This window comes from Lelliottia sp. 489, from assembly GCF_050435885.1.
In the GTDB taxonomy this organism is placed as follows: Bacteria; Pseudomonadota; Gammaproteobacteria; order Enterobacterales; family Enterobacteriaceae; genus Enterobacter; species Enterobacter nimipressuralis.
Map to the genome: position 1 here is coordinate 961,628 of NZ_JBNDLC010000001.1, position 20,173 is coordinate 981,800.

20 protein-coding genes are annotated in these 20,173 nt (G+C 54.7%); 8 read left to right on the forward strand and 12 right to left on the reverse strand.

All coding sequences use genetic code 11. The features are described from left to right. Window positions 1–7: 7 nt before the first annotated feature. The 5 genes from ruvA to aspS all read right to left on the reverse strand — a co-directional run bounded on the left by ruvA (window position 8) and on the right by aspS (window position 4,240). On the reverse strand, window positions 8–619 hold the full coding sequence (ruvA, locus tag ABIE11_RS04865; protein WP_102103985.1) for a Holliday junction branch migration protein RuvA: 612 nt from the start codon (window positions 617–619) through the stop codon (window positions 8–10). A gap of 80 nt (window positions 620–699) precedes the next feature. After that, window positions 700–1,221: a crossover junction endodeoxyribonuclease RuvC gene (gene ruvC / locus ABIE11_RS04870; RefSeq protein ID WP_015964021.1), complete on the reverse strand. Its 522-nt coding sequence runs from the start codon at window positions 1,219–1,221 to the stop codon at window positions 700–702. 34 nt (window positions 1,222–1,255) lie between these two features. Further along, window positions 1,256–1,996, reverse strand: a complete 741-nt coding sequence (locus ABIE11_RS04875) for a YebC/PmpR family DNA-binding transcriptional regulator (RefSeq protein ID WP_100779777.1) — start codon at window positions 1,994–1,996, stop codon at window positions 1,256–1,258. Between the two features lie 26 nt (window positions 1,997–2,022). Continuing rightward, entirely contained in the window at window positions 2,023–2,466 is a 444-nt protein-coding gene (gene nudB, locus ABIE11_RS04880; protein ID WP_100779776.1) for a dihydroneopterin triphosphate diphosphatase, read from the reverse strand. Between the two features lies 1 nt (window position 2,467). Then, the gene (gene aspS, locus ABIE11_RS04885; protein ID WP_429184073.1) at window positions 2,468–4,240 is read right to left on the reverse strand and encodes an aspartate--tRNA ligase; all 1,773 of its coding nucleotides are present in this window, start codon (window positions 4,238–4,240) and stop codon (window positions 2,468–2,470) included. A 262-nt stretch (window positions 4,241–4,502) separates the two neighbouring features. On the opposite strand from aspS, the gene ABIE11_RS04890 reads away from it, so the two are divergent. Genes ABIE11_RS04890 through cmoB form a run of 5 tightly spaced genes read left to right on the forward strand, consistent with a single transcriptional unit; the run spans window position 4,503 to window position 8,078 of the window. Continuing rightward, complete coding sequence (locus tag ABIE11_RS04890) at window positions 4,503–5,069, forward strand: hydrolase (RefSeq protein ID WP_102103986.1); 567 nt, start codon at window positions 4,503–4,505, stop codon at window positions 5,067–5,069. After that, on the forward strand, window positions 5,066–5,884 hold the full coding sequence (locus tag ABIE11_RS04895) for a DUF72 domain-containing protein (protein WP_429184074.1): 819 nt from the start codon (window positions 5,066–5,068) through the stop codon (window positions 5,882–5,884). The genes ABIE11_RS04890 and ABIE11_RS04895 overlap by 4 nt, the downstream gene beginning before the upstream one ends. A 49-nt stretch (window positions 5,885–5,933) precedes the next feature. Further along, window positions 5,934–6,329 (forward strand): MAPEG family protein, encoded by a 396-nt coding sequence (locus tag ABIE11_RS04900; RefSeq protein WP_100779772.1) that lies wholly within the window; start codon window positions 5,934–5,936, stop codon window positions 6,327–6,329. A gap of 40 nt (window positions 6,330–6,369) precedes the next feature. Next, the gene (gene cmoA / locus ABIE11_RS04905; RefSeq protein ID WP_100779771.1) at window positions 6,370–7,110 is read left to right on the forward strand and encodes a carboxy-S-adenosyl-L-methionine synthase CmoA; all 741 of its coding nucleotides are present in this window, start codon (window positions 6,370–6,372) and stop codon (window positions 7,108–7,110) included. Continuing rightward, window positions 7,107–8,078 (forward strand): tRNA 5-methoxyuridine(34)/uridine 5-oxyacetic acid(34) synthase CmoB, encoded by a 972-nt coding sequence (gene cmoB / locus ABIE11_RS04910; protein WP_429184075.1) that lies wholly within the window; start codon window positions 7,107–7,109, stop codon window positions 8,076–8,078. Before cmoA ends, cmoB begins: the two co-directional genes overlap by 4 nt. A gap of 169 nt (window positions 8,079–8,247) precedes the next feature. Here cmoB and cutC read toward each other — a convergent pair whose 3' ends face one another. Both cutC and ABIE11_RS04920 read right to left on the reverse strand, forming a co-directional pair. Then, complete coding sequence (gene cutC, locus ABIE11_RS04915) at window positions 8,248–8,991, reverse strand: copper homeostasis protein CutC (protein WP_102103988.1); 744 nt, start codon at window positions 8,989–8,991, stop codon at window positions 8,248–8,250. 85 nt (window positions 8,992–9,076) lie between these two features. Beyond that, window positions 9,077–9,637, reverse strand: a complete 561-nt coding sequence (locus tag ABIE11_RS04920) for a VOC family protein (RefSeq protein WP_102103989.1) — start codon at window positions 9,635–9,637, stop codon at window positions 9,077–9,079. A 239-nt stretch (window positions 9,638–9,876) separates the two neighbouring features. On the opposite strand from ABIE11_RS04920, the gene argS reads away from it, so the two are divergent. After that, complete coding sequence (argS, locus tag ABIE11_RS04925; protein WP_429184076.1) at window positions 9,877–11,610, forward strand: arginine--tRNA ligase; 1,734 nt, start codon at window positions 9,877–9,879, stop codon at window positions 11,608–11,610. 41 nt (window positions 11,611–11,651) lie between these two features. On the opposite strand, the gene ABIE11_RS04930 is transcribed toward argS, so the two are convergent. The 5 genes from ABIE11_RS04930 to flhB all read right to left on the reverse strand — a co-directional run bounded on the left by ABIE11_RS04930 (window position 11,652) and on the right by flhB (window position 18,252). Next, window positions 11,652–12,791 (reverse strand): glycoside hydrolase family 88/105 protein, encoded by a 1,140-nt coding sequence (locus ABIE11_RS04930; protein ID WP_420170948.1) that lies wholly within the window; start codon window positions 12,789–12,791, stop codon window positions 11,652–11,654. Window positions 12,792–12,795: 4 nt separating this feature from the next. Continuing rightward, window positions 12,796–14,379, reverse strand: a complete 1,584-nt coding sequence (locus ABIE11_RS04935) for an MFS transporter (RefSeq protein ID WP_100779765.1) — start codon at window positions 14,377–14,379, stop codon at window positions 12,796–12,798. Window positions 14,380–14,640: 261 nt separating this feature from the next. Further along, complete coding sequence (flhE, locus tag ABIE11_RS04940; protein WP_429184077.1) at window positions 14,641–15,033, reverse strand: flagellar protein FlhE; 393 nt, start codon at window positions 15,031–15,033, stop codon at window positions 14,641–14,643. Continuing rightward, on the reverse strand, window positions 15,033–17,111 hold the full coding sequence (gene flhA / locus ABIE11_RS04945; protein ID WP_429184078.1) for a flagellar biosynthesis protein FlhA: 2,079 nt from the start codon (window positions 17,109–17,111) through the stop codon (window positions 15,033–15,035). Before flhA ends, flhE begins: the two co-directional genes overlap by 1 nt. Then, window positions 17,104–18,252 (reverse strand): flagellar biosynthesis protein FlhB, encoded by a 1,149-nt coding sequence (gene flhB, locus ABIE11_RS04950; protein ID WP_100779762.1) that lies wholly within the window; start codon window positions 18,250–18,252, stop codon window positions 17,104–17,106. Before flhB ends, flhA begins: the two co-directional genes overlap by 8 nt. A gap of 484 nt (window positions 18,253–18,736) precedes the next feature. Between flhB and ABIE11_RS04955 the strand changes: the two genes are divergently transcribed. Both ABIE11_RS04955 and ABIE11_RS04960 read left to right on the forward strand, forming a co-directional pair. Further along, the gene (locus ABIE11_RS04955) at window positions 18,737–19,342 is read left to right on the forward strand and encodes a fimbrial protein (RefSeq protein WP_429184079.1); all 606 of its coding nucleotides are present in this window, start codon (window positions 18,737–18,739) and stop codon (window positions 19,340–19,342) included. Between the two features lie 131 nt (window positions 19,343–19,473). Continuing rightward, window positions 19,474–20,166 carry a fimbrial biogenesis chaperone gene (locus tag ABIE11_RS04960; protein WP_429184080.1) on the forward strand — a complete coding sequence of 231 codons (693 nt, stop codon included), beginning with the start codon at window positions 19,474–19,476 and terminating at the stop codon, window positions 20,164–20,166. The last annotated feature ends 7 nt before the right edge of the window (window positions 20,167–20,173 follow it).

Consider the following 20,173-nt stretch of genomic DNA (forward strand, 5'->3'; position numbering starts at 1 on the left):
CTCTACCTCACAATGCCGCGCGGAGCGCTTCACGAATCAGGGTTTCACTGCTGGCATCCGGTTTGGCGATTTTACTCACCATCCGGCTGGCTTCCTGTGGTTTATAGCCCAGCGCCACCAGCGCAGCCACCGCTTCTTGCTCTGCGTCGTCATCCGTCGGGCCGTTCGGTGACGTCAGCACCAGATCGGACGCCGGCGTAAACAGATCCCCGTGCAGCCCTTTAAAGCGGTCTTTCATTTCCACAATCAGACGTTCTGCAGTTTTTTTGCCGATGCCTGGCAGCTTGACCAGCGCAGCGGGATCTTCGCGCTCAACGGCATTCACAAACTGTTGTGCCGACATGCCGGACAGAATCGCCAGCGCAAGCTTAGGCCCTACGCCATTGGTTTTAATCAGCTCGCGGAACAGCATGCGTTCCTGCTTATTGTTAAAGCCATACAGAAGCTGGGCATCTTCACGCACCACGAACTGGGTAAAGACAATCGCCTCTTTGCCGGACTCCGGAAGTTCATAGAAACAGGTCATCGGCATATGGACTTCATACCCCACGCCTCCCGCTTCCAGCAGAACTAACGGGGGTTGTTTTTCAATGATGATGCCTCTGAGTCTGCCAATCACATGATGCTCCTGCGTGAGATGCTAAATTAACTTCCGCCATCATAAAAAAAGGCTGGATGTTTATCCAGCCTGATTTGTGATTATCGTAACCGACCTCGCGCCAGATTGAGCCTCGATTCGCTCATCTGCATGGCGTTTTGGCTCACATGGCAGTGCGTTATCGCAATGGCCAGCGCATCGGCGGCATCCGCCTGTGGGTTTGCCGGGAGCTTAAGCAGGGTTCGCACCATGTGCTGCACCTGACTTTTCTCCGCGCTACCAATGCCCACCACCGTCTGTTTAACCTGACGCGCGGCGTATTCGAACACCGGTAAATCCTGGTTCACCGCCGCGACAATCGCCACGCCGCGCGCCTGGCCCAGTTTTAACGCCGAGTCAGCATTTTTCGCCATAAAGACCTGCTCGATAGCAAAAAAGTCGGGCTGAAACTGGGTAATGATTTCCGACACGCCTGCGTAAATTAATTTCAGACGCGAAGGCAAATCATCAACTTTGGTGCGAATACAGCCGCTGCCCAGGTAGGTCAACTGGCGACCCACCTGGCGGATAACGCCGTAACCGGTAATGCGTGAGCCGGGGTCTATACCGAGAATAATCGACATCACGCGTCTCCGGTTAGAGGTTCAAACGCGCTCATTAGAGCGTCGCTGCGACCTCATCAGAGATCTCACCGTTATGATAAACTTCCTGAACGTCATCGCAGTCTTCGAGCATGTCGATCAGACGCAGCAGTTTTGGTGCAGTTTCTGCATCCATGTCTGCTTTGGTCGATGGAATCATCGACACTTCCGCGTTGTCGGCTTTCAGACCGGCAGCTTCGAGCGCATCACGCACTGCGCCCATCTCTTCCCACGCGGTGTAAACGTCAATCGCACCGTCGTCGAAGGTCACAACGTCTTCAGCACCGGCTTCCAGCGCAGCTTCCATGATCGCGTCTTCGTCGCCCGCTTCGAAAGAGATCACCCCTTTCTTGCTGAACAGGTATGCCACGGAACCGTCAGTACCCAGGTTGCCGCCGGTTTTAGTGAACGCATGGCGCACTTCAGCCACGGTACGGTTGCGGTTGTCGGACAGACACTCAACCATGACCGCAGTACCACCAGGGCCGTAACCTTCATAAATGATAGTTTCCATGTTCGCGTCGTCATCGCCGCCCACGCCACGTGCGATTGCACGGTTCAGGGTGTCACGCGTCATGTTGTTTGACAGTGCTTTATCAATCGCTGCGCGCAGACGTGGGTTAGAACCCGCGTCGCCGCCGCCCAGACGGGCTGCAGTAACCAGCTCGCGAATGATTTTGGTGAAAATTTTACCGCGTTTGGCATCCTGTGCCGCTTTACGGTGTTTGGTGTTGGCCCACTTACTATGACCTGCCATAAAAATATCTCCAATAAACCGTCAATTCAGACGGCATGAATTACAAATTCTTCAATCGCCTGCCGGTTGCTCCACGACTTGGTTAAGGCAGCCGCTTCGGCCGCATCAACCCAGCGGTAGGTCAAATGCTCGGTGAACTCGATCTGCCGTTCATGGGGGAGCGCAAGACAGAACCACGATTCCGTATTGCGCTCAATTCCCGGCGCATAACGATGACGTAAATGGCTAAAAATTTCAAAATCCACCGTGCGCTGACAGTCCTTCAGGGTCAGTTGCTCCTGAGCAACATTAATGGTGACCTCTTCATTTACTTCGCGCGCGGCGGCCTGCGACGCGGTTTCTCCCTCTTCCAGACTGCCGGTAACCGACTGCCAGAAATCGGGATCGTCGCGACGCTGCAACATCAGCACCCGCTTCGTGTCTTCTGCATAAATGACAACCAGAACAGAAACGGGACGCTTATATGCCATATCAGTTTTTCTCTTCCTTTTTCACCACATCGATACCCAGCTCAGACAGAGAGGCCGGGTTAGCAAAGCTTGGCGCTTCGGTCATCAGACACGCAGCGGCGGTGGTTTTCGGGAAGGCAATCACATCGCGAATGTTATCAGTACCGGTCAGCAGCATGGTCAGACGATCCAGACCAAACGCCAGGCCCGCGTGCGGTGGAGTGCCGTACTTCAGGGCATCCAGCAGGAAACCGAACTTCTCGCGCTGCTCTTGCTCGTTAATGCCCAGAATCCCGAATACGGTCTGCTGCATTTCGCCGCTGTGGATACGTACGGAACCGCCGCCCACTTCGTAGCCGTTGATCACCATATCGTAGGCGTTGGCCACTGCCTCTTCCGGTGCCGCATTCAGCTCGCTCGCCGTCATGTCTTTCGGTGCGGTGAACGGGTGGTGCATCGCCGTCAGGCCGCCTTCACCGTCATCTTCAAACATTGGGAAGTCGATCACCCACAGCGGAGCCCATTTGGCTTCGTCAGTCAGGTTCAGATCTTTACCCAGTTTGAGACGCAGTGCACCGAGCGCATCGGCCACCACTTTTTTGTTGTCCGCGCCGAAGAAGATCATGTCGCCATCCTGCGCGCCGGTGCGCTCAAGGATTGCTTCTACGATCTCAGCGTTCAGGAATTTCGCAACAGGGCTGGTGATGCCTTCGATGCCTTTCGCACGTTCGGTGACTTTAATATAAGCCAGGCCTTTCGCACCGTAGATTTTCACGAAATTGCCGTAGTCATCAATTTGTTTACGGCTGAGCTGTGCGCCACCAGGAACACGCAGGGCAGCCACACGGCCTTTCGGATCGTTAGCCGGGCCAGAGAAGACCGCAAACTCAACCGCTTTCAGCAGGTCCGCGACGTCCACCAGCTCCATCGGGTTACGCAGATCTGGTTTGTCAGAACCGTAGCGACGTTCTGCTTCTGCGAAGGTCATGATCGGGAACTCGCCCAGATCCACGCCCTTCACGTCCTGCCACAGACCACGAACCAGCGCTTCCATAATTTCGCGCACCTGAGGTGCGGTCATGAAGGAGGTCTCGACGTCGATCTGGGTGAATTCAGGCTGACGGTCAGCGCGCAGGTCTTCGTCGCGGAAGCATTTAACGATCTGATAGTAGCGATCGAAGCCAGACATCATCAGCAGCTGTTTGAACAGCTGAGGAGACTGTGGCAGCGCGTAGAATTTGCCTTTATGTACACGAGACGGAACCAGGTAATCGCGCGCGCCTTCCGGCGTGGCTTTGGTCAGCATCGGGGTTTCGATATCGAGGAAACCGTGGTCGTCCATGAAACGACGCACCAGGCTTGTGATCTTGGCGCGGGTTTTCAGGCGCTGAGCCATTTCCGGGCGACGCAGATCCAGATAGCGATATTTCAGACGCGCTTCTTCAGTGTTGACGTGGTTGGAGTCAAGCGGCAGCGATTCTGAACGGTTGATGATAGTCAGGTCGGACGCCAGCACTTCAATGGCGCCCGTCGCCATATCGGCGTTGATATTTTTTTCGTCACGCGCACGCACGGTGCCGGTGACCTGGATGCAGAACTCATTACGCAGTTCGGAGGCCAGCTTTAACGCGTCCGCACGATCCGGATCGAAGAACACCTGCACGATGCCTTCACGGTCACGCAAATCGATGAAGATAAGGCTACCAAGATCACGACGGCGGTTGACCCAACCACACAGGGTCACCTGCTGTCCAACGTGGGACTGACGCAACTGCCCGCAATATTCTGTACGCATGAGATATCCCTTAATTTAGCCGCAGGCTAAATGTCGCCTGGTTTACAGGCTACTATGTCGCAGCTTTCTGTATGTCACAACTGGATGAAAAAAGGCGGCTATTATACTGGAAATTCCGCCGTACGATAAGAGAGAAGCTTGCCAGACGCGCGATTGCTGCGCTCTTATTGCGCATTCTCACAAAAATTAACAAAATTGTCCGATCTGACCTGCCTTTATCATCGTAAGGTGTAACGGACGCTAATTTTTGACTGGAGTAACGATGTTAACACTTGATGCCACCAAAACCGCGCTTGTTGTGATCGATTTACAGGAAGGTATCCTGCCGTTCGCCGGTGGCCCGCACACCGCGGCAGATGTGGTCAGCCGCAGCGCCCGTCTTGCGGATAAATGTCGCGCCAGCGGATCGCCGGTGGTGATGGTGCGCGTTGGCTGGTCAGCCGACTTCGCCGAAGCGCTAAAACAGCCTGTGGATGCGACAGCCCCTGCCGCCGCGCTGCCTGCAAACTGGTGGACCTACCCTGAAACGCTTGGCAAACAGGATAGCGATATCGAAGTCACCAAACGCCAGTGGGGCGCATTTTACGGCACCGATCTTGAGTTGCAGCTACGCCGTCGCGGGATCGACACCATTATCCTGTGCGGTATTTCCACGAACATCGGCGTGGAATCCACCGCGCGTAATGCATGGGAACTGGGCTTTAACCTGGTCATTGCCGAAGACGCATGCAGTGCTGCTTCCGCGGATCAGCATCAGGGCAGCATGACCCATATCTTCCCGCGTATTGGTCGCGTGCGCAGCACCGACGAGATTTTACACGCGTTATGATCTATCTGGGTCTTCCCCAATGGTCGCACCCGAAATGGGTGCGCCTTGGCATTACCAGCCTTGAAGAGTATGCCCGCCATTTTAACTGCGTGGAGGGCAATACCACGCTGTATGCCCTGCCTCGCGCGGAAATCGTCGCGCGCTGGCGCGAGCAGACCACCGACGATTTCCGCTTTTGCTTTAAATTCCCGTCCACCATCTCTCACCAGGCGGCGCTGCGCCAGTGTGGGGATTTAACCGAAGAGTTTTTCGAGCGGATGTCGCCGCTGGACAACCGCATCGGTCAGTACTGGCTGCAACTCCCGGCCACCTTCGGCCCGCGCGACCTGCCTGCGCTGTGGCATTTTCTCGATGCCCTGCCGCGTGAGTTCACCTACGGTGTGGAAGTCCGTCATCCGGAATTTTTCAGCAAGGGCGAGGCGGAAAAAGCCCTCAACCGTGGGCTGCATGCGCGCGGTGTGAATCGGGTGATCCTCGACAGCCGCCCTGTTCATAGCGCCGTCCCGCACAGCGAAGCCATAATCGATGCCCAGCGCAAAAAACCGAAAGTGCCGGTGCATGCGGTGGTCACGGCGAACAACCCGATGGTGCGGTTTATCGGCAGCGACAACATGCAGCAAAATCGCGAGATGTTCGCCGTGTGGCTGCAAACATTGCCAAAGTGGGAGCAAACGACGACACCCTATCTTTTCCTGCATACGCCGGATATCGCCCAGACGCCTGAACTGGTCGATGTTCTTTGGCAAGCCTTACAGGCTGCGGTTCCGTCCCTCGGCCCTGCGCCTTCCATCCCACAACAATCTTCTCTTTTCTGACATCAGCCCCTATCATAGAAGTGCCATCTGCCAAAAACAGGGAGTTTGTATGGTCAGCGCACTGTACGCGGTGTTAGGTGCATTATTACTGATTAAGTTTTCGTTTGATGTTGTGCGCCTGAGAATGCAGTACCGCGTCTCTTACGGTGACGGTGGGTTTTCAGAGTTACAAAGCGCCATCCGCATTCATGGTAATGCGGTGGAATATATCCCCATTGCACTGATCCTGCTGCTGTTGATGGAGATGGACGGCGCGGAAACCTGGATGGTTCACGTCTGCGGCTTACTGCTGATTGCCGGACGCCTGATGCATTATTACGGTTTTCACCACCGCCTGTTCCGCTGGCGTCGTTCCGGCATGAGCGCAACCTGGTGTTCGCTTTTGCTGATGGTGCTGGCTAACCTTTGGTATATGCCGTGGGAGTTGGTTTTCTCTTTCCATTAGCGCACAATACGCCACTTTATTTTTCCCGGATTTTTACGTTATGTCTGATCGCGACACGCTTTTTTCCGCGCCTATCGCCAGTCTGGGCGACTGGACCTTTGATGAACGGGTAGCCGAAGTCTTCCCGGATATGATCCAGCGCTCTGTTCCAGGTTATTCCAATATTATCTCTATGATCGGCATGCTGGCTGAACGCTTCGTTCAACCCGGTACGCAGGTCTATGACCTGGGTTGTTCACTGGGCGCCGCGACGCTGTCCGTTCGCCGTAATGTGCATCACGAAGGCTGCAAAATCATTGCCGTCGATAACTCCCCCGCGATGGTGGAACGCTGCCGTCGTCACCTTGATGCCTATAAAGCGCCCACGCCCGTTGACGTCATCGAAGGCGATATTCGCGATATCGAGATCGAAAACGCCTCCATGGTGGTACTGAATTTTACCCTGCAGTTCCTGGTGCCCGAAGATCGCCAGTTGTTGCTGGACAAAATTTACAAGGGGCTGAATCCCGGCGGTGCGCTGGTGTTGTCGGAAAAATTCAGTTTTGAAGACGCAAAGGTCGGCGAGCTGCTGTTCAACATGCATCACGACTTTAAACGCGCTAACGGCTACAGCGAGCTGGAAATCAGTCAAAAGCGCAGCATGCTGGAAAACGTAATGCTCACCGACTCCGTCGAAGCACACAAAGCGCGCCTGCATAACGCCGGTTTTGAGCACAGCGAGCTGTGGTTCCAGTGCTTTAACTTTGGTTCCCTGGTGGCACTGAAAGGGGACAACGCATGATCGACTTCAGTAATTTTTATCAGCTTATCGCCAAAAACCATCTCTCCCACTGGCTGGAAACCCTGCCTGCACAGGTGGCCGCCTGGCAGCGTGACTCCCTGCACGGTCAGTTTAAGCAGTGGAGCAATGCCGTTGAGTTTTTGCCGGACATGACGCCCTACAAACTGGATCTGCTGCACAGCGTGACGGCTGAAAGCGCCGAGCCATTGAGCGAAGGACAGCTGCTGCGTCTTGAAAAGCTGATGCGCAATCTGATGCCATGGCGTAAAGGCCCCTTCTCCCTTTATGGTCTGAACATTAATACCGAATGGCGTTCTGACTGGAAGTGGGATCGCGTTCTGCCCCATCTGTCTGATTTGACCGGTCGCACTATTCTGGATGTGGGCTGCGGGAGTGGCTATCACCTGTGGCGCATGATTGGCGCCGGGGCACATCTGGCGGTCGGTATCGATCCGATGCAGCTGTTCCTCTGTCAGTTTGAAGCGGTGCGCAAATTGCTGGGCAACGATCAGCGCGCGCACGTTCTGCCACTGGGCATTGAGCAACTTCCTGCCCTGAACGCGTTTGATACCGTCTTCTCGATGGGCGTGCTGTATCACCGCCGCTCGCCGCTGGAGCATCTGTGGCAGCTGAAAGATCAGCTGGTCAGCGGTGGCGAACTGGTGCTGGAGACGCTGGTAATCGAGGGTGACGAAAACGCGGTACTGGTGCCGGGCGATCGTTACGCGCAGATGCGTAACGTCTATTTCATTCCGTCCGCGCTGGCGCTGAAGAACTGGCTGGCGAAGTGTGGCTTTGTCGATATCCGCATTGTGGATGTGTGCGTGACCTCCACCGAAGAGCAGCGTCGCACCGAATGGCTGACCACCGAGTCGCTGGCAGAATTCCTCGACCCGAACGACAGCAGCAAAACCATCGAAGGGTATCCCGCGCCGATACGTGCAGTCTTGATCGCAACGAAGCCGTAATGTCCCTGGCGAAACAGGTGCAGTACCTTTCCTCAAGACACAGTTCAAGGCCCGGCAGCGCCGCTGGGCTTAAAATATAAAAGTGAAAAAAAGGCCCCTGTTGAAATTGCAGGGGCCTGGTACAAGCAAGCATCATATTGGGCGACATGATGCGCGGTAAAAATCGTTGCTACACGTGAAACTGGTCAATCATGGATTTCATTACCGCAACCGACTCTCCATCTACGCTGTAGCGGGAGTACTCATCCGCTTCTGCATCTGTCGACATTGACAATCCTGTATTGCGATATCGCATAGGCGAAGGCGTCCACTTGCCTGCTGAGCTGTGAAGCTCTTCTACCCCTGCGTTTAAAAATGTTTTCAGATTGCTGGCTCGAACACCAGCACCTGCCATTATTATTGGAACACCGGAATGCCCTTTTAGTTCCATAATTAATTGCAGTCCTTTTTCCGCCGTTGATTGCTGGCCGGATGTCAGGATACGTGCAACGCCTAATTCTGCTAAATTTTCAAAAGCTTGAATGGGATTTTTACACATATCAAACGCACGATGGAAAGTCACCGCCATCCCTTTTGCTGCCGCCATAATCTGTCGCATACGCGGCATATCGACATTTGCGTCTTCATCAAGCAAACCGATCACCAGACCTGGGAAGCCCAGCTCGCGAACCCGGACGACGTCTTCCAGCATGGCGTCAAACTCACCCGCTGAATAACAAAAATCACCGCCGCGTGGGCGAATGATGGGGTGAACGGGGATCGTCACCGCCTCGCGAACGGACTTCAGCACACCGTATGACGGGGTTAATCCGCCCTCTTTCGGTGCCGCGCACAGTTCAACGCGATCGGCCCCGTTTTGTTGCGCAGTCACAGCACACTCCATGCTGTAACAACAGATCTCCAGTAGCGCCACACTTCCTCCTAAAATTCACGGTAATAGACCATCATGCCACGCCGCCAGAGGGCGGACTTAGCGTGAGTTCACACTCTTTTGCGGCTTACTCTTCGCTGGCGACAATTTGCTCGATCGTCCAGGGATGGAATTTCACCGTCACTTTGCCGTCGGTGACCGCCAGCGTCGGATTTGGCAGACGTTCGCGCTCCCCTTTAGGTGAGCTGGTTTTCACGAAAATACCCGGCTGGCTCAGGCCGTCGTCAGACAGCAGCGCCAGTGCGCGCGCATTCAGGGTTTCCGGATCGCCCGGCAGCACGATTTCGATGTGCTCCCAGCCCTCAATGGGATAGCGTTTTTCGCCAGGCCAGGGTAATTCGACCACGCTGAACTGCCAGTGCGCCACGCAGACCGGCTGATGGAGTTTAAACAGACAAATGGGACGCCCGTTGATCACGTTTTCGGACAGCAGTTCACCGCACTGCTCAAATCCACGACGCCAGCGCTCCGCCGTCGCATTCTGATGGCAGCGCAGGGAAATGTGATCGGCGTCGAGCGGCGCAATATCCAGCCCCAGACGGGTGGCAAGTTCTGTGAACGCCTGGGTGAAACGCGGTAAATCTGCGGAAATATCATGCAGTTCATCAATGGAGTGCCAGTTCGTCATCAGCGGTTCTCTTATCCTGTCGCAAAGCCGCTAATTTACTCTGTTGGATGCCTGCAACCAACCGCAGATTTCACGATTTTCCTGCTGCATGCTTATGCACTATTTCATCGCCTGTTTTCTGAGCGCTCTTCAGCCTGCGCAATGCTGACGCCAGAGGGCATTTGCAGTATACTCCGGCCCTAAATTCTCAAACTGGTGCGGGTTGCAACTCCCCCGCAGCAAAAAAGTAAGGTATCCAGGTGAATATTCAGGCTCTTCTCTCCGAAAAAGTCAGTCAGGCACTGATTGCCGCAGGTGCGCCTGCGGATTGCGAACCGCAGGTTCGTCAGTCAGCAAAAGTACAGTTTGGCGACTATCAGGCTAATGGCGTGATGGCAGTGGCTAAAAAACTGGGCATGCCGCCGCGACAACTCGCTGAGCTGGTACTGACTCATCTGGACCTCAACGGCATTGCCAACAAGGTTGAGATTGCAGGTCCAGGCTTTATCAACATTTTCCTCGATCCGGCCTTCCTCGCCGGTCACATTGACGCGGCGCTGAAATCTGACCGTCTGGGTGTGACTCAGCCGCAAGCGCAAACCATCGTTGTCGATTACTCTGCGCCAAACGTGGCAAAAGAGATGCACGTCGGTCACCTGCGCTCCACCATCATCGGCGATGCCGCTGTGCGCACCCTGGAGTTCCTGGGCCATAAAGTGATTCGCGCGAACCACGTTGGCGACTGGGGTACCCAGTTCGGAATGCTGATTGCCTATCTTGAAAAGCAGCAGCAGGAAAATGCGGGCGAAATGGCGCTGGCAGACCTGGAAGGTTTCTACCGTGAAGCCAAAAAACATTACGACGAAGATGAAGCTTTCGCCGAGCGCGCACGTAGCTATGTGGTGAAACTGCAGGGCGGCAACGCCTACTTCCGCGAAATGTGGCGCAAGCTGGTTGACATTACTATGTCCCAAAACCAGATCACCTATGACCGTCTGAACGTCACCCTGACCCGCGACGACGTGATGGGCGAAAGCCTTTATAACCCCATGTTGCCGGGCATCGTGGCCGATCTGAAAGCCAAAAATCTGGCGGTCGAGAGCGAAGGCGCAACGGTTGTATTCCTTGATGAGTATAAAAACAAGGAAGGGGAACCGATGGGCGTGATCATCCAGAAAAAGGATGGCGGCTATCTCTACACCACAACGGATATCGCCTGCGCGAAATACCGTTACGAAACGCTGCATGCGGATCGCGTGCTGTACTACATCGATTCCCGTCAGCACCAGCACCTGATGCAGGCGTGGACCATCGTGCGTAAAGCCGGTTATGTGCCTGATTCGGTTCCGCTGGAACACCACATGTTCGGCATGATGCTGGGTAAAGACGGCAAGCCGTTCAAAACCCGCGCCGGGGGGACCGTTAAACTCTCCGATCTGCTGGATGAAGCGCTGGAACGCGCGCGCCGCCTGGTGGCCGATAAGAATCCGGATATGCCAGCCGACGAGCTGGAAAAACTGGCGACCGCCGTCGGTATCGGCGCGGTGAAATACGCGGATCTGTCCAAAAACCGTACCACCGATTACATCTTCGACTGGGACAACATGCTGGCCTTCGAAGGCAACACGGCGCCATACATGCAGTATGCCTATACCCGCGTGCTGTCTGTGTTCCGTAAAGCCGACATTGATGAAAGCGCGCTGGCGAATGCTACCGTGGTGATCAATGAAGACCGCGAAGCGCAGCTGGCTGCCCGTCTGCTGCAGTTTGAAGAGACGCTGGCGGTGGTTGCCCGTGAAGGCACGCCGCACGTCATGTGTGCGTACCTGTACGATCTGGCGGGCCTGTTCTCTGGCTTCTACGAGCACTGCCCTATCCTCTCCGCCGAAAGCGAAGCGATCCGCAACAGCCGTCTGAAACTGGCGCAGCTGACCGCGAAGACGCTGAAGCTGGGGCTGGATACCCTCGGGATCGAAACCGTAGAGCGTATGTAATACAGAAACAAAAAACCCGGCAATTGCCGGGTTTTTTATTATCAGAAGTATTTACGCAAATACTCCGTCAGACACAAAATCGCCATCGCCTGACCGTACGGCATCGAGGTCAGCGGGATCTGGCGATAAAACTCCAGATCGCTGCCCATCCCCGTGCCAAACGACGTTTGCAGCAACTCCCCTTCCGGCGAAATGTTGTTCACAATCCCCCGAATCGCTTTCTCCGCCACTTCAGCATATTCCGCGCCAACGTAACGCTTGCGCACCGCTTTTAAGATCCCGTAGGCAAAGCCTGCCGTGGCGGATGCTTCCAGATACGACTTGGGATCGTCAAGCAGCGTATGCCATAGGCCGCTCTCATCCTGACATTTTGCCAGCGCGGCGATTTGCGCATTCAGAACCTGCACCAGATAACGGCGCACCGCGTTGTTCTCCGGCAAATCCACCAGCTCAAGGAAGTCGGGGATGACAATCGTCAGCCAGCTGTTTCCGCGCGCCCAGCGGGCTTTGGCAAAATTGTGCTGCCCGTCGTAGTTCCAGCCGTGGAACCACAGCCCGGTTTCGCGATCCATCAGGTTCTGAACGTGCAGCAGGAACTGATACACCGCCTCTTCCACATACTCCGGGCGATTGAGCAATTTGCCTATTTTCGCCAGCGGCAGGACGGTCATCATCAGCGTGTCGTCCCACATTTGCTGATGATTCTCTTCCGCCAGGGTGATGTGCTGCATGCCGCCGTGCGCCGTGCGCGGCATGTCGTTCATCGCCCACTCAGCCCAGCTCTCCAGCCATGGCAAATAGGTGGCGTTTTGCGTCTCCTCAAAGCGGTACGCCAGGGTCAGGAACGGGGCCATGGTATTGACGTTTTTGGTGGTCGCGCCTTCGGCAAAGCGGTCGGCAAACCAGCCGTCTATGATGTCACGCATGTGGCTGTCACCGGTCTGGCAGTAATACTGCCAGATGCCGTATAAGCCCACGCCGTGCGTCCACTCCCATCCCGCCCAGCCTTTGGTGTCGATCACGCGCCCGTCGTCCAGCCGCAGCAAAAATTCGCCGGTTTTATCGTGGATGTTCACCAGATTGTGCGTCACCTTTTCAATCAGTGATTTCAGTTCATCCCTGGCAATAAAATGCTCAGGCTGACGCAGTAACGGGCTATGTTTGACAGGCCAAACCTTCATAATCTTAACCTCTGTGATATGTCGAATTCAGTACCGCGCGATCCTTCAGGGAAGGTGCCGCCGGTTTATTGCGATTCAGATAACCAATATTGTTGTTGCCCCACAAGGATTCGTACGGCATCCCGGCAAGCAGCTCAACGGTGGCGCGAGCCTGTGGGGTCGCCGTTTCCGGCATCGCGTGTCCGGACTCGCGCATTTTGGCGGTCTCTTCACGCAGGGTGCTGTGAGTTTCCAGGTTCAGTTTAAAGCGCAGGGAGACCAGGAAACCGCAGGCCAGCACCAGAATGGTGCCCACACTCAGGATCATCAGAATGGTGTGGCTCACTTCTGCTGGCTGGGTTTTCTGGCCGCTGACAAAGCCGGACATCTGCATCACAATCCCCACCAGCATGATGGCTCCGGCCTGCGAGGCTTTACGCGTCAGGGTCATAATCCCGGCGAAAATCCCTTCGCGGCGCTGGCCGGTGATCACTTCATCCACGTCAGCAATATAGGTGTAGATATTCCATGGAACGTAGTTGATGCCCCCGCGACCCAAACCTGCCACAGCAGAGATCAGCAGCAACAGCGAATAGACGTCGCTCAGCCCGGCGTAATAGAGCACCGCGTAGGAGATAGAAGCCAGACCAAACAGCACGACCACCATGCGGTACGACGGGGCCGGTCCAAAGCGGATGCACAGCGGGATCATGGCGATCACGGCGATGAACTGGAAGATGGCCATCGTGCCCAGCAAGTTCGACGCCATCGACGCTTCCTGCATCAGCACAAATACCACGTAATAGGTGAACACCGCGTTGAAGACGTCCTGCGCGATATAGCCGCCCAGATACATCCCAAGATGCTGGCGGAAAATTTTCACTCGCAGGGTTGAGCTTAACTCGACAAACAGACGGTTCAGGCTCTGGCTCAGATTGAGTTTTTTCTTCTCTTCTTCTGCGCGCAGTGCCGCTTCAGACCACTCTTCACGCGGGCGCTCCCAGGTAAAGATCCAGACGAAAGTCAGCATCATTGCGCACAGCACGGAGAAGACCAGGCTCGCGTAGAAGAAGGAGATCGCGTTGTCTTTACCGAAGTGAGTCAGCAGGATACCCGGCAGGAAAGAGGCCAGAATCGCCGACATCTGCGCCATAGAGATACGCGCGCCGGAGAATTTCGTTTTCTGTTTGAAATCGTCCGTCATTTCCGGGACTAAGGTTTCGTAAGGCACCAGAATCATGGTGTACACGATATCGAAGATCAGATAGGTGACCAGGTAGTACCAGAAGCCCATATCCCCTACCCACATCATTGAGTAGCTGAAAACGCAGGGAATACCGAGCAGGATAAAGAACTTACGGCGGCCAAAGCGTTTGCCGAGCCAGGTGGTACCAAAGTTATCGGTCAGGAAGCCCATTAACGGGCTGACCACCGCGTCCAGCACCCTGGCGGCCGCAAAAATAAAGGTCGCCTCAATCGGCGAAAGCCCACAGAACGTCGTATAAAAATATAACAGCCAGGCCGCCGTCAGCGCGGTTGTGCCTGCCCCAAGAAAATCGCCTGACCCGTAGGCGAGGTAATTTGCGAGTCCAATTTTACGTGTTTTCATTGCCGTCAACCCTTTGAATGTTGGGAGACTCCCTGTATGCAAACCTCGTCCGGGAGTTTTTACACGGCTACAGTAAAAGTATCGTTCTATTGATACCTTTCTGTTTCTGCCACTGCCTGAGGGCGAATGGCAATAATGCAAAGAGATTCCGTACGCGTGTCACTGATTTATAAAACAGCGTTTCTTTTGCATCAAAAGGCGGGGTCATTTTTTGGGAGCCAGCCGTCAGTTTCTGCTGACGGCTGGTGAAAAGGCAGGCAATTAGCGGTAATTCACAATCACTTCGTTACTTTGAACTTTAAGTGCGGGGATCAGACGTCCTCCGCCCGGGACTTCCCAGACAAAACGCAGCGGCTCAACGGCAGGCACGCCATTGAAGGCGTGCGTGGTGCCACTTTCACCGTCCAGTTCAGTGCAGCGCGTCTGCGAGCACAGGCGTACACGCAGGCCCGCAGGCGTCGGGCCAATCAGCTGATAACGCCACACCACCAGCGTCATCAGCCCGGAGGCCGGTTCTGAGGCGAAAAGCGGTCGTGAGGAGGCCGATACCCCGCGATTGCTCAGGGTGATACCAATACTGCTCGCCTGCCAGGTGCCTTCCCCGGCGGCCTGAGCCAGCATCGGGAACAGTAAAATCCACAGCCAGTGACGCATTATTTGCCTCCGATGGTCGCCGTCATACGAATATGACGGTTATCCGACAGTTCCAGATTCGACAGCACCACCAGCTGCGTCAGACTGCGGCGCAGGAAGCGAGAGAGCAGCGGACGCAGCGCGTGATTCACCAGCAGAACCGGCGGAGCGCCAAGCATCTCCTGACGCGCCAGTGCCTCTTGCGTTTGCGCCAGCAGACGGTCTGCCAGACCCGGCTCCAGGCCGCCACCGCCCTGCAACGCCTGCAGCAGCAGACGCTCAAGCGGCGTGTCGAGACCAATCACCTGCACTTCGCCGGAGCCAGGGAACCACAGTTGGGTGATGGCACGGCCCAGCGCCACACGCACCACGGCGGTGAGCTCGTGCGGATCGCTCTGCAATGGCGCATGTTCCGCAAGGGTTTCCAGAATGGTGCGCATATCGCGGATCGGCACTTTTTCGTCGAGCAGGTTTTGCAGCACTTTGTGCAGCGTGGTTAACGTCACCACGCCCGGCACCAGATCTTCTGTCAGCTTCGGCATCTCCTGGGTGACGCGGTCGAGCAACTGCTGCGCTTCCTGACGGCCAAACAGCTCTGCCGAGAACTGCCCAATCAGGTGGTTCAGGTGTGTCGCCACGACGGTACTGGCTTCCACCACCGTATAGCCCTGGATCTGCGCCTGCTCTTTCAGCGCACTTTCAATCCAGATTGCCGCCAGGCCAAAGGCCGGATCGATGGTCTGTTCGCCCGGCAGCGTACCCGCCGCTGTGCCTGGGTTAATCGCCAGCCAGCGCCCCGGATAGGCATCGCCGCTGCCGATCTCCACACCTTTCATTAAGATGCGATAGCGCGCAGGCGGCAGATCCATGTTGTCGCGGATGTGCACTACCGGCGGCAGGAAGCCCATATCCTGGGCGAATTTTTTACGGATACTGCGGATACGGCCCAGCAGTTCGCCGTCCTGCTGGAAATCAACCATCGGGATCAGACGATAGCCCACTTCCATCCCGAGGGAATCTTCCAGCTGGACGTCGTTCCAGGTGGCTTCCACCGACTGGTTATTTTCCGGCATTTTAACCGGTGTCGGTTCAGCTGCCGGTTTGGTTTCGCGTCCACGCAGCCACCAGGCAAGCCCCAGCAGAGCTGCGGTAAACAGCAGGAAAACAAAGTTTGGCATGCCCGGGACAAGGCCCAGCAGGCCCAGTACCGCCGCAGAGAGCATCAGCACGTTCGGGTTAGTGAACAGCTGGCTGACCATCTGCTGACCGACGTCTTCGTCGGTGCTTACGCGGGTCACGATCACACCCGCCGCGGTCGAGATCACCAGCGCCGGGATCTGCGCCACCAGACCGTCACCGATCGTCAGCAGCGTATAGCTTTCCGCCGCATGGCCCATGTCCATGCCATGCTGGAGTACACCCACCAGCAGACCGCCGACGATGTTAATCACCATGATCAGGATCCCGGCGATGGCATCCCCGCGCACGAATTTACTCGCACCGTCCATCGAACCGTAGAAGTCCGCTTCCTGAGTAACATCGGAACGGCGCTTTTTCGCTTCATCTTCGCCAATCAGCCCGGCGTTGAGATCGGCGTCAATCGCCATCTGTTTGCCCGGCATCCCGTCGAGAACAAAACGGGCGCCGACTTCAGCGATACGTCCCGCACCTTTGGTGATAACCATGAAGTTAATGATAACGAGGATAACGAACACCACGATACCAATAGCAAAGTTGCCGCCGACGAGGAAGTGACCAAAGGCCTCAACCACTTTACCCGCTGCTGCACCGCCCGTATGCCCTTCCATCAGAATGATACGCGTTGACGCCACGTTCAGCGCCAGGCGCAGCAAGGTGGTGAACAGCAGGATGGTCGGAAACGCCGCAAACTCAAGGGTACGCTGGGTGAACATCGCCACCAGCAGCACCATAATCGAGAGCGCAATGTTGAATGTGAAAAGCAGGTCGAGGATAAATGCTGGCAACGGCAGCACCATCATCGACAAAATTAGCAGGATGAGAATCGGCCCGGCAAGGATCTGCCATTGCGTCGATTTCATGTTGCTGGGCAGGCGCAACATTGCCACCAGATTAGCCATCAGTGTCCTTCTCGTTCATAAAATCCAGTGCCTCAGGCACCGGCAGATTTTCAGGTTTCACAGGTCGTTGACCGCCTGCCAAACGCCAGCGTTTCAGCTGCCAGACCCAGGCCAGCACTTCCGCCACAGCGGCGTAGAGCTGACCAGGAATTTGCTGTCCAATTTCAGCATGACGATACAGAGCACGCGCCAGCGGCGGGGCTTCCAGTACCGGCACGCGGTGTTCAGCGCCAATTTCACGGATGCGCAGGGCGATAAGCCCCGCCCCTTTCGCCACCACTTTTGGCGCACTCATTTTGTTTTCGTCGTACTTCAGCGCCACGGAGTAGTGGGTCGGGTTGGTGACGATCACGTCCGCTTTCGGAACATCTTCCATCATGCGACGACGCGCGGCCGCGCGCTGCATCTGACGAATACGCCCCTTCACATGCGGGTCGCCTTCCATCTGTTTGTATTCGTCACGAAGATCCTGCCGCGACATACGTAATTTTTTGATATGGCTGTAAATCTGGAAGAAGACGTCAAATCCCACCATCGGAATAATGCTGAGCACCACCAGCACCGCGCACAGCCCGACCAGATTCATGGCGTTGCTCATGGCCGTCAAAGGGGATTCGCTGATCAGGCGCATCATATCGGGCCAGTGGTGCCAGAGGTAAAACCCGGCGGTGCTCCCCATCAGAACGGATTTCAGAATCGCTTTGAGCAGCTCCGCCCCCGTTTGCGCCGAAAACATTTTGGCAATGCCGGGAAACGGATTGAGTTTGGAAAATTTGGGCTGCAGAGACTTCGTGCTGAACACCAGACCGCCCAGCATAACGGGCGAGACCAGGGCCACAATCACCACCCCGGTAATCAACGGCAGCAGCGCGATCATCGCGTCTTTAATCAGCAGAATGATTTGGCTGAGGATCAGGTTGGGATCATTCACCATACTGTGGTCGAAACGCAGCCCGGCCGAGAGCATTCCCGCCAGTCTGCGGGCAAACGACTCCCCACCCATCCAGATAATGCATACACCTACGATTAAAATCAGCAGGGATGTCAGCTCTCGGGATCGGGGGATTTGCCCTTCCTCACGCGCTTTGTCTAGTCGGTGGGGTGTGGGGGCTTCTGTTTTGTCGTCGCTGTCTTCTGCCACAGTGCGCGCTCTCTGCCCATTTCGTCACGCGTATCATGCCAGAGCACACCCAACTCAATGGATGGAAAAGCCTGTATAACTTGCCGTTTTTAGCCTGTTTAACGGCCAAAACTCACCAGGCTTAAAAATTTTGTGTCTAATTTTAGACTTTTCAGCGCTCGGTTAATGTGGTTTATAAAATGAAATAAACGTCTTTCCTGTTGTTTAAACCCGTCTTGCAAACGCTTTACCTCGATTAACCACAAAGCACTCATAACACCAAAATAACAATAAATATCAACACGTTTATAATGGTCATCATGCTTAACATTATTAAACTGAGAATTATTTAAAACACAAACTGGTGAATACTTTACAGTCAAGTTCGAATAAATTACCCTATATAATATCAATTAAGCCATACTTCCGTCCGAATCAAATACCTTTTATACTGGCGTGTGAAATAACGTTATTTATTAAGTTCACTTTCACCAGTAATCTCAACATGGAATTTATTGTTAAGGACGTTCTGATTATGAAACTCAGGTACCCTATTATTTGTGGCGCATTGATGGCGCTGACTTCAGTAAGTACATTCGCTGCAGAAATGAATGCAGGAAAGATTCATTTCACAGGGGAAATTATTGAACCAAGTTGTGTCATTGACGGCGATGATGGTACAGACAGTACCGTTCCCCTGGGCACCTATACCACGACTTTATTTACAGCACCTGGTGTTGAGTCACCCTTGACTCCCTTCAAAATAACCCTGAAAGATTGTCCGTTGAAAAGTGATGGCCTTCCGTCTATTCAACTGACCTTTACCGGTGCCACCACCCTGACAAAGACGAAAAACCTGCTTGATGTCAGCAAGATAACGACAGCGGGGGCAACAGCCGCTACGGGTGTGGGTATCGCTGTGAGCCTTGATGGCGCGGATGAAGACCTTATCACAATGGACGGAGCGGAAGATCAGGTCTATATCGAACTTCCTACCAAAACCACCGACACAATTAGCGCCAATTTCAATGCGCGCTATCGATCGTTTGCTGAAAAGGTCACACCCGGCCCTGCCGATGCGGATATGACGGTTAATATTATTTATCGTTAATCGTCCGACCAGCCCATTCCTGATATCAATACTTCCGCAAAGAAGTATATTCTCGAATGGGCATTTATAAGAAATACCTAACTCACTCCATACTTCTGAGCCATTATTTTAGATCAGGACAAATATTACGCATGCGTATTTATCCGCTAATTCTATTACTGACACCTGTTATATTTTCTTCATTCAGCCATGCGGCAGGCATCCAGGTTGGGCGTACGAGGATCGTCTACGATGCCGGTAAAAAGGAGGTTTCACTTCCGCTGACAAATAAAGAAACTGAACTTCCCTGGTTGATTCAATCCTGGACGGATACGGGAAACGGTAAAACTCGCGGGCCTTTTATCGTCACCCCGCCGTTATTTCGTCTTGAGCCCCAGAAAGAACAAAGTCTGAGGATCGCCTGGAACGGAACAGCAATCCCCGAGAACAAAGAGTCGTTGTTTTATATGAACGTTCGTACCATTCCTGCCACCGCGGCGGAGGACGACGATAAGAATGTGTTACGCCTGATCTACAAAACGCGTATCAAGCTGTTCTGGCGTCCAAAAGGGCTGAAGGGCGACCCTGATGAAACCTGCAAAAACCTGCGTTTTTCCCGTCACGGCAAGCAGCTGACGGTGATCAACGAGGGGGCTTTTCACATCACCTTTGACAACCTGAAACTGGGTAACGCAACGCTTGAGAAAGCCGATATGGTCGCGCCTCAGTCGAGCGTGGAGATCCCCGTGCCTGAGAGTGCGACAGGCAGCCAGGTCAGTTGGCGATGCATCACCGATTACGGCAACGCTTCCGCCAAATACATTGCGACCTTGGGTCAGGGATAGGAAACGC

Bases quoted from the DNA above. Each gene is read 5' to 3' on its own strand.
- cmoA (WP_100779771.1), top strand. From the start codon at position 6,370: ATGTCTGATCGCGACACGCTTTTTTCCGCGCCTATCGCCAGTCTGGGC.
- cmoB (WP_429184075.1), top strand. From the start codon at position 7,107: ATGATCGACTTCAGTAATTTTTATCAGCTTATCGCCAAAAACCATCTC.
- aspS (WP_429184073.1), bottom strand. From the start codon at position 4,240: ATGCGTACAGAATATTGCGGGCAGTTGCGTCAGTCCCACGTTGGACAG.
- ABIE11_RS04920 (WP_102103989.1), bottom strand. From the start codon at position 9,637: ATGACGAACTGGCACTCCATTGATGAACTGCATGATATTTCCGCAGAT.
- ruvC (WP_015964021.1), bottom strand. From the start codon at position 1,221: ATGTCGATTATTCTCGGTATAGACCCCGGCTCACGCATTACCGGTTAC.
- ABIE11_RS04895 (WP_429184074.1), top strand. From the start codon at position 5,066: ATGATCTATCTGGGTCTTCCCCAATGGTCGCACCCGAAATGGGTGCGC.
- flhE (WP_429184077.1), bottom strand. From the start codon at position 15,033: ATGCGTCACTGGCTGTGGATTTTACTGTTCCCGATGCTGGCTCAGGCC.
- ABIE11_RS04890 (WP_102103986.1), top strand. From the start codon at position 4,503: ATGTTAACACTTGATGCCACCAAAACCGCGCTTGTTGTGATCGATTTA.
- nudB (WP_100779776.1), bottom strand. From the start codon at position 2,466: ATGGCATATAAGCGTCCCGTTTCTGTTCTGGTTGTCATTTATGCAGAA.
- ABIE11_RS04900 (WP_100779772.1), top strand. From the start codon at position 5,934: ATGGTCAGCGCACTGTACGCGGTGTTAGGTGCATTATTACTGATTAAG.
- ABIE11_RS04935 (WP_100779765.1), bottom strand. From the start codon at position 14,379: ATGAAAACACGTAAAATTGGACTCGCAAATTACCTCGCCTACGGGTCA.
- flhA (WP_429184078.1), bottom strand. From the start codon at position 17,111: ATGGCTAATCTGGTGGCAATGTTGCGCCTGCCCAGCAACATGAAATCG.
- ABIE11_RS04875 (WP_100779777.1), bottom strand. From the start codon at position 1,996: ATGGCAGGTCATAGTAAGTGGGCCAACACCAAACACCGTAAAGCGGCA.
- ABIE11_RS04955 (WP_429184079.1), top strand. From the start codon at position 18,737: ATGGAATTTATTGTTAAGGACGTTCTGATTATGAAACTCAGGTACCCT.
- ABIE11_RS04960 (WP_429184080.1), top strand. From the start codon at position 19,474: ATGCGTATTTATCCGCTAATTCTATTACTGACACCTGTTATATTTTCT.
- ABIE11_RS04930 (WP_420170948.1), bottom strand. From the start codon at position 12,791: ATGAAGGTTTGGCCTGTCAAACATAGCCCGTTACTGCGTCAGCCTGAG.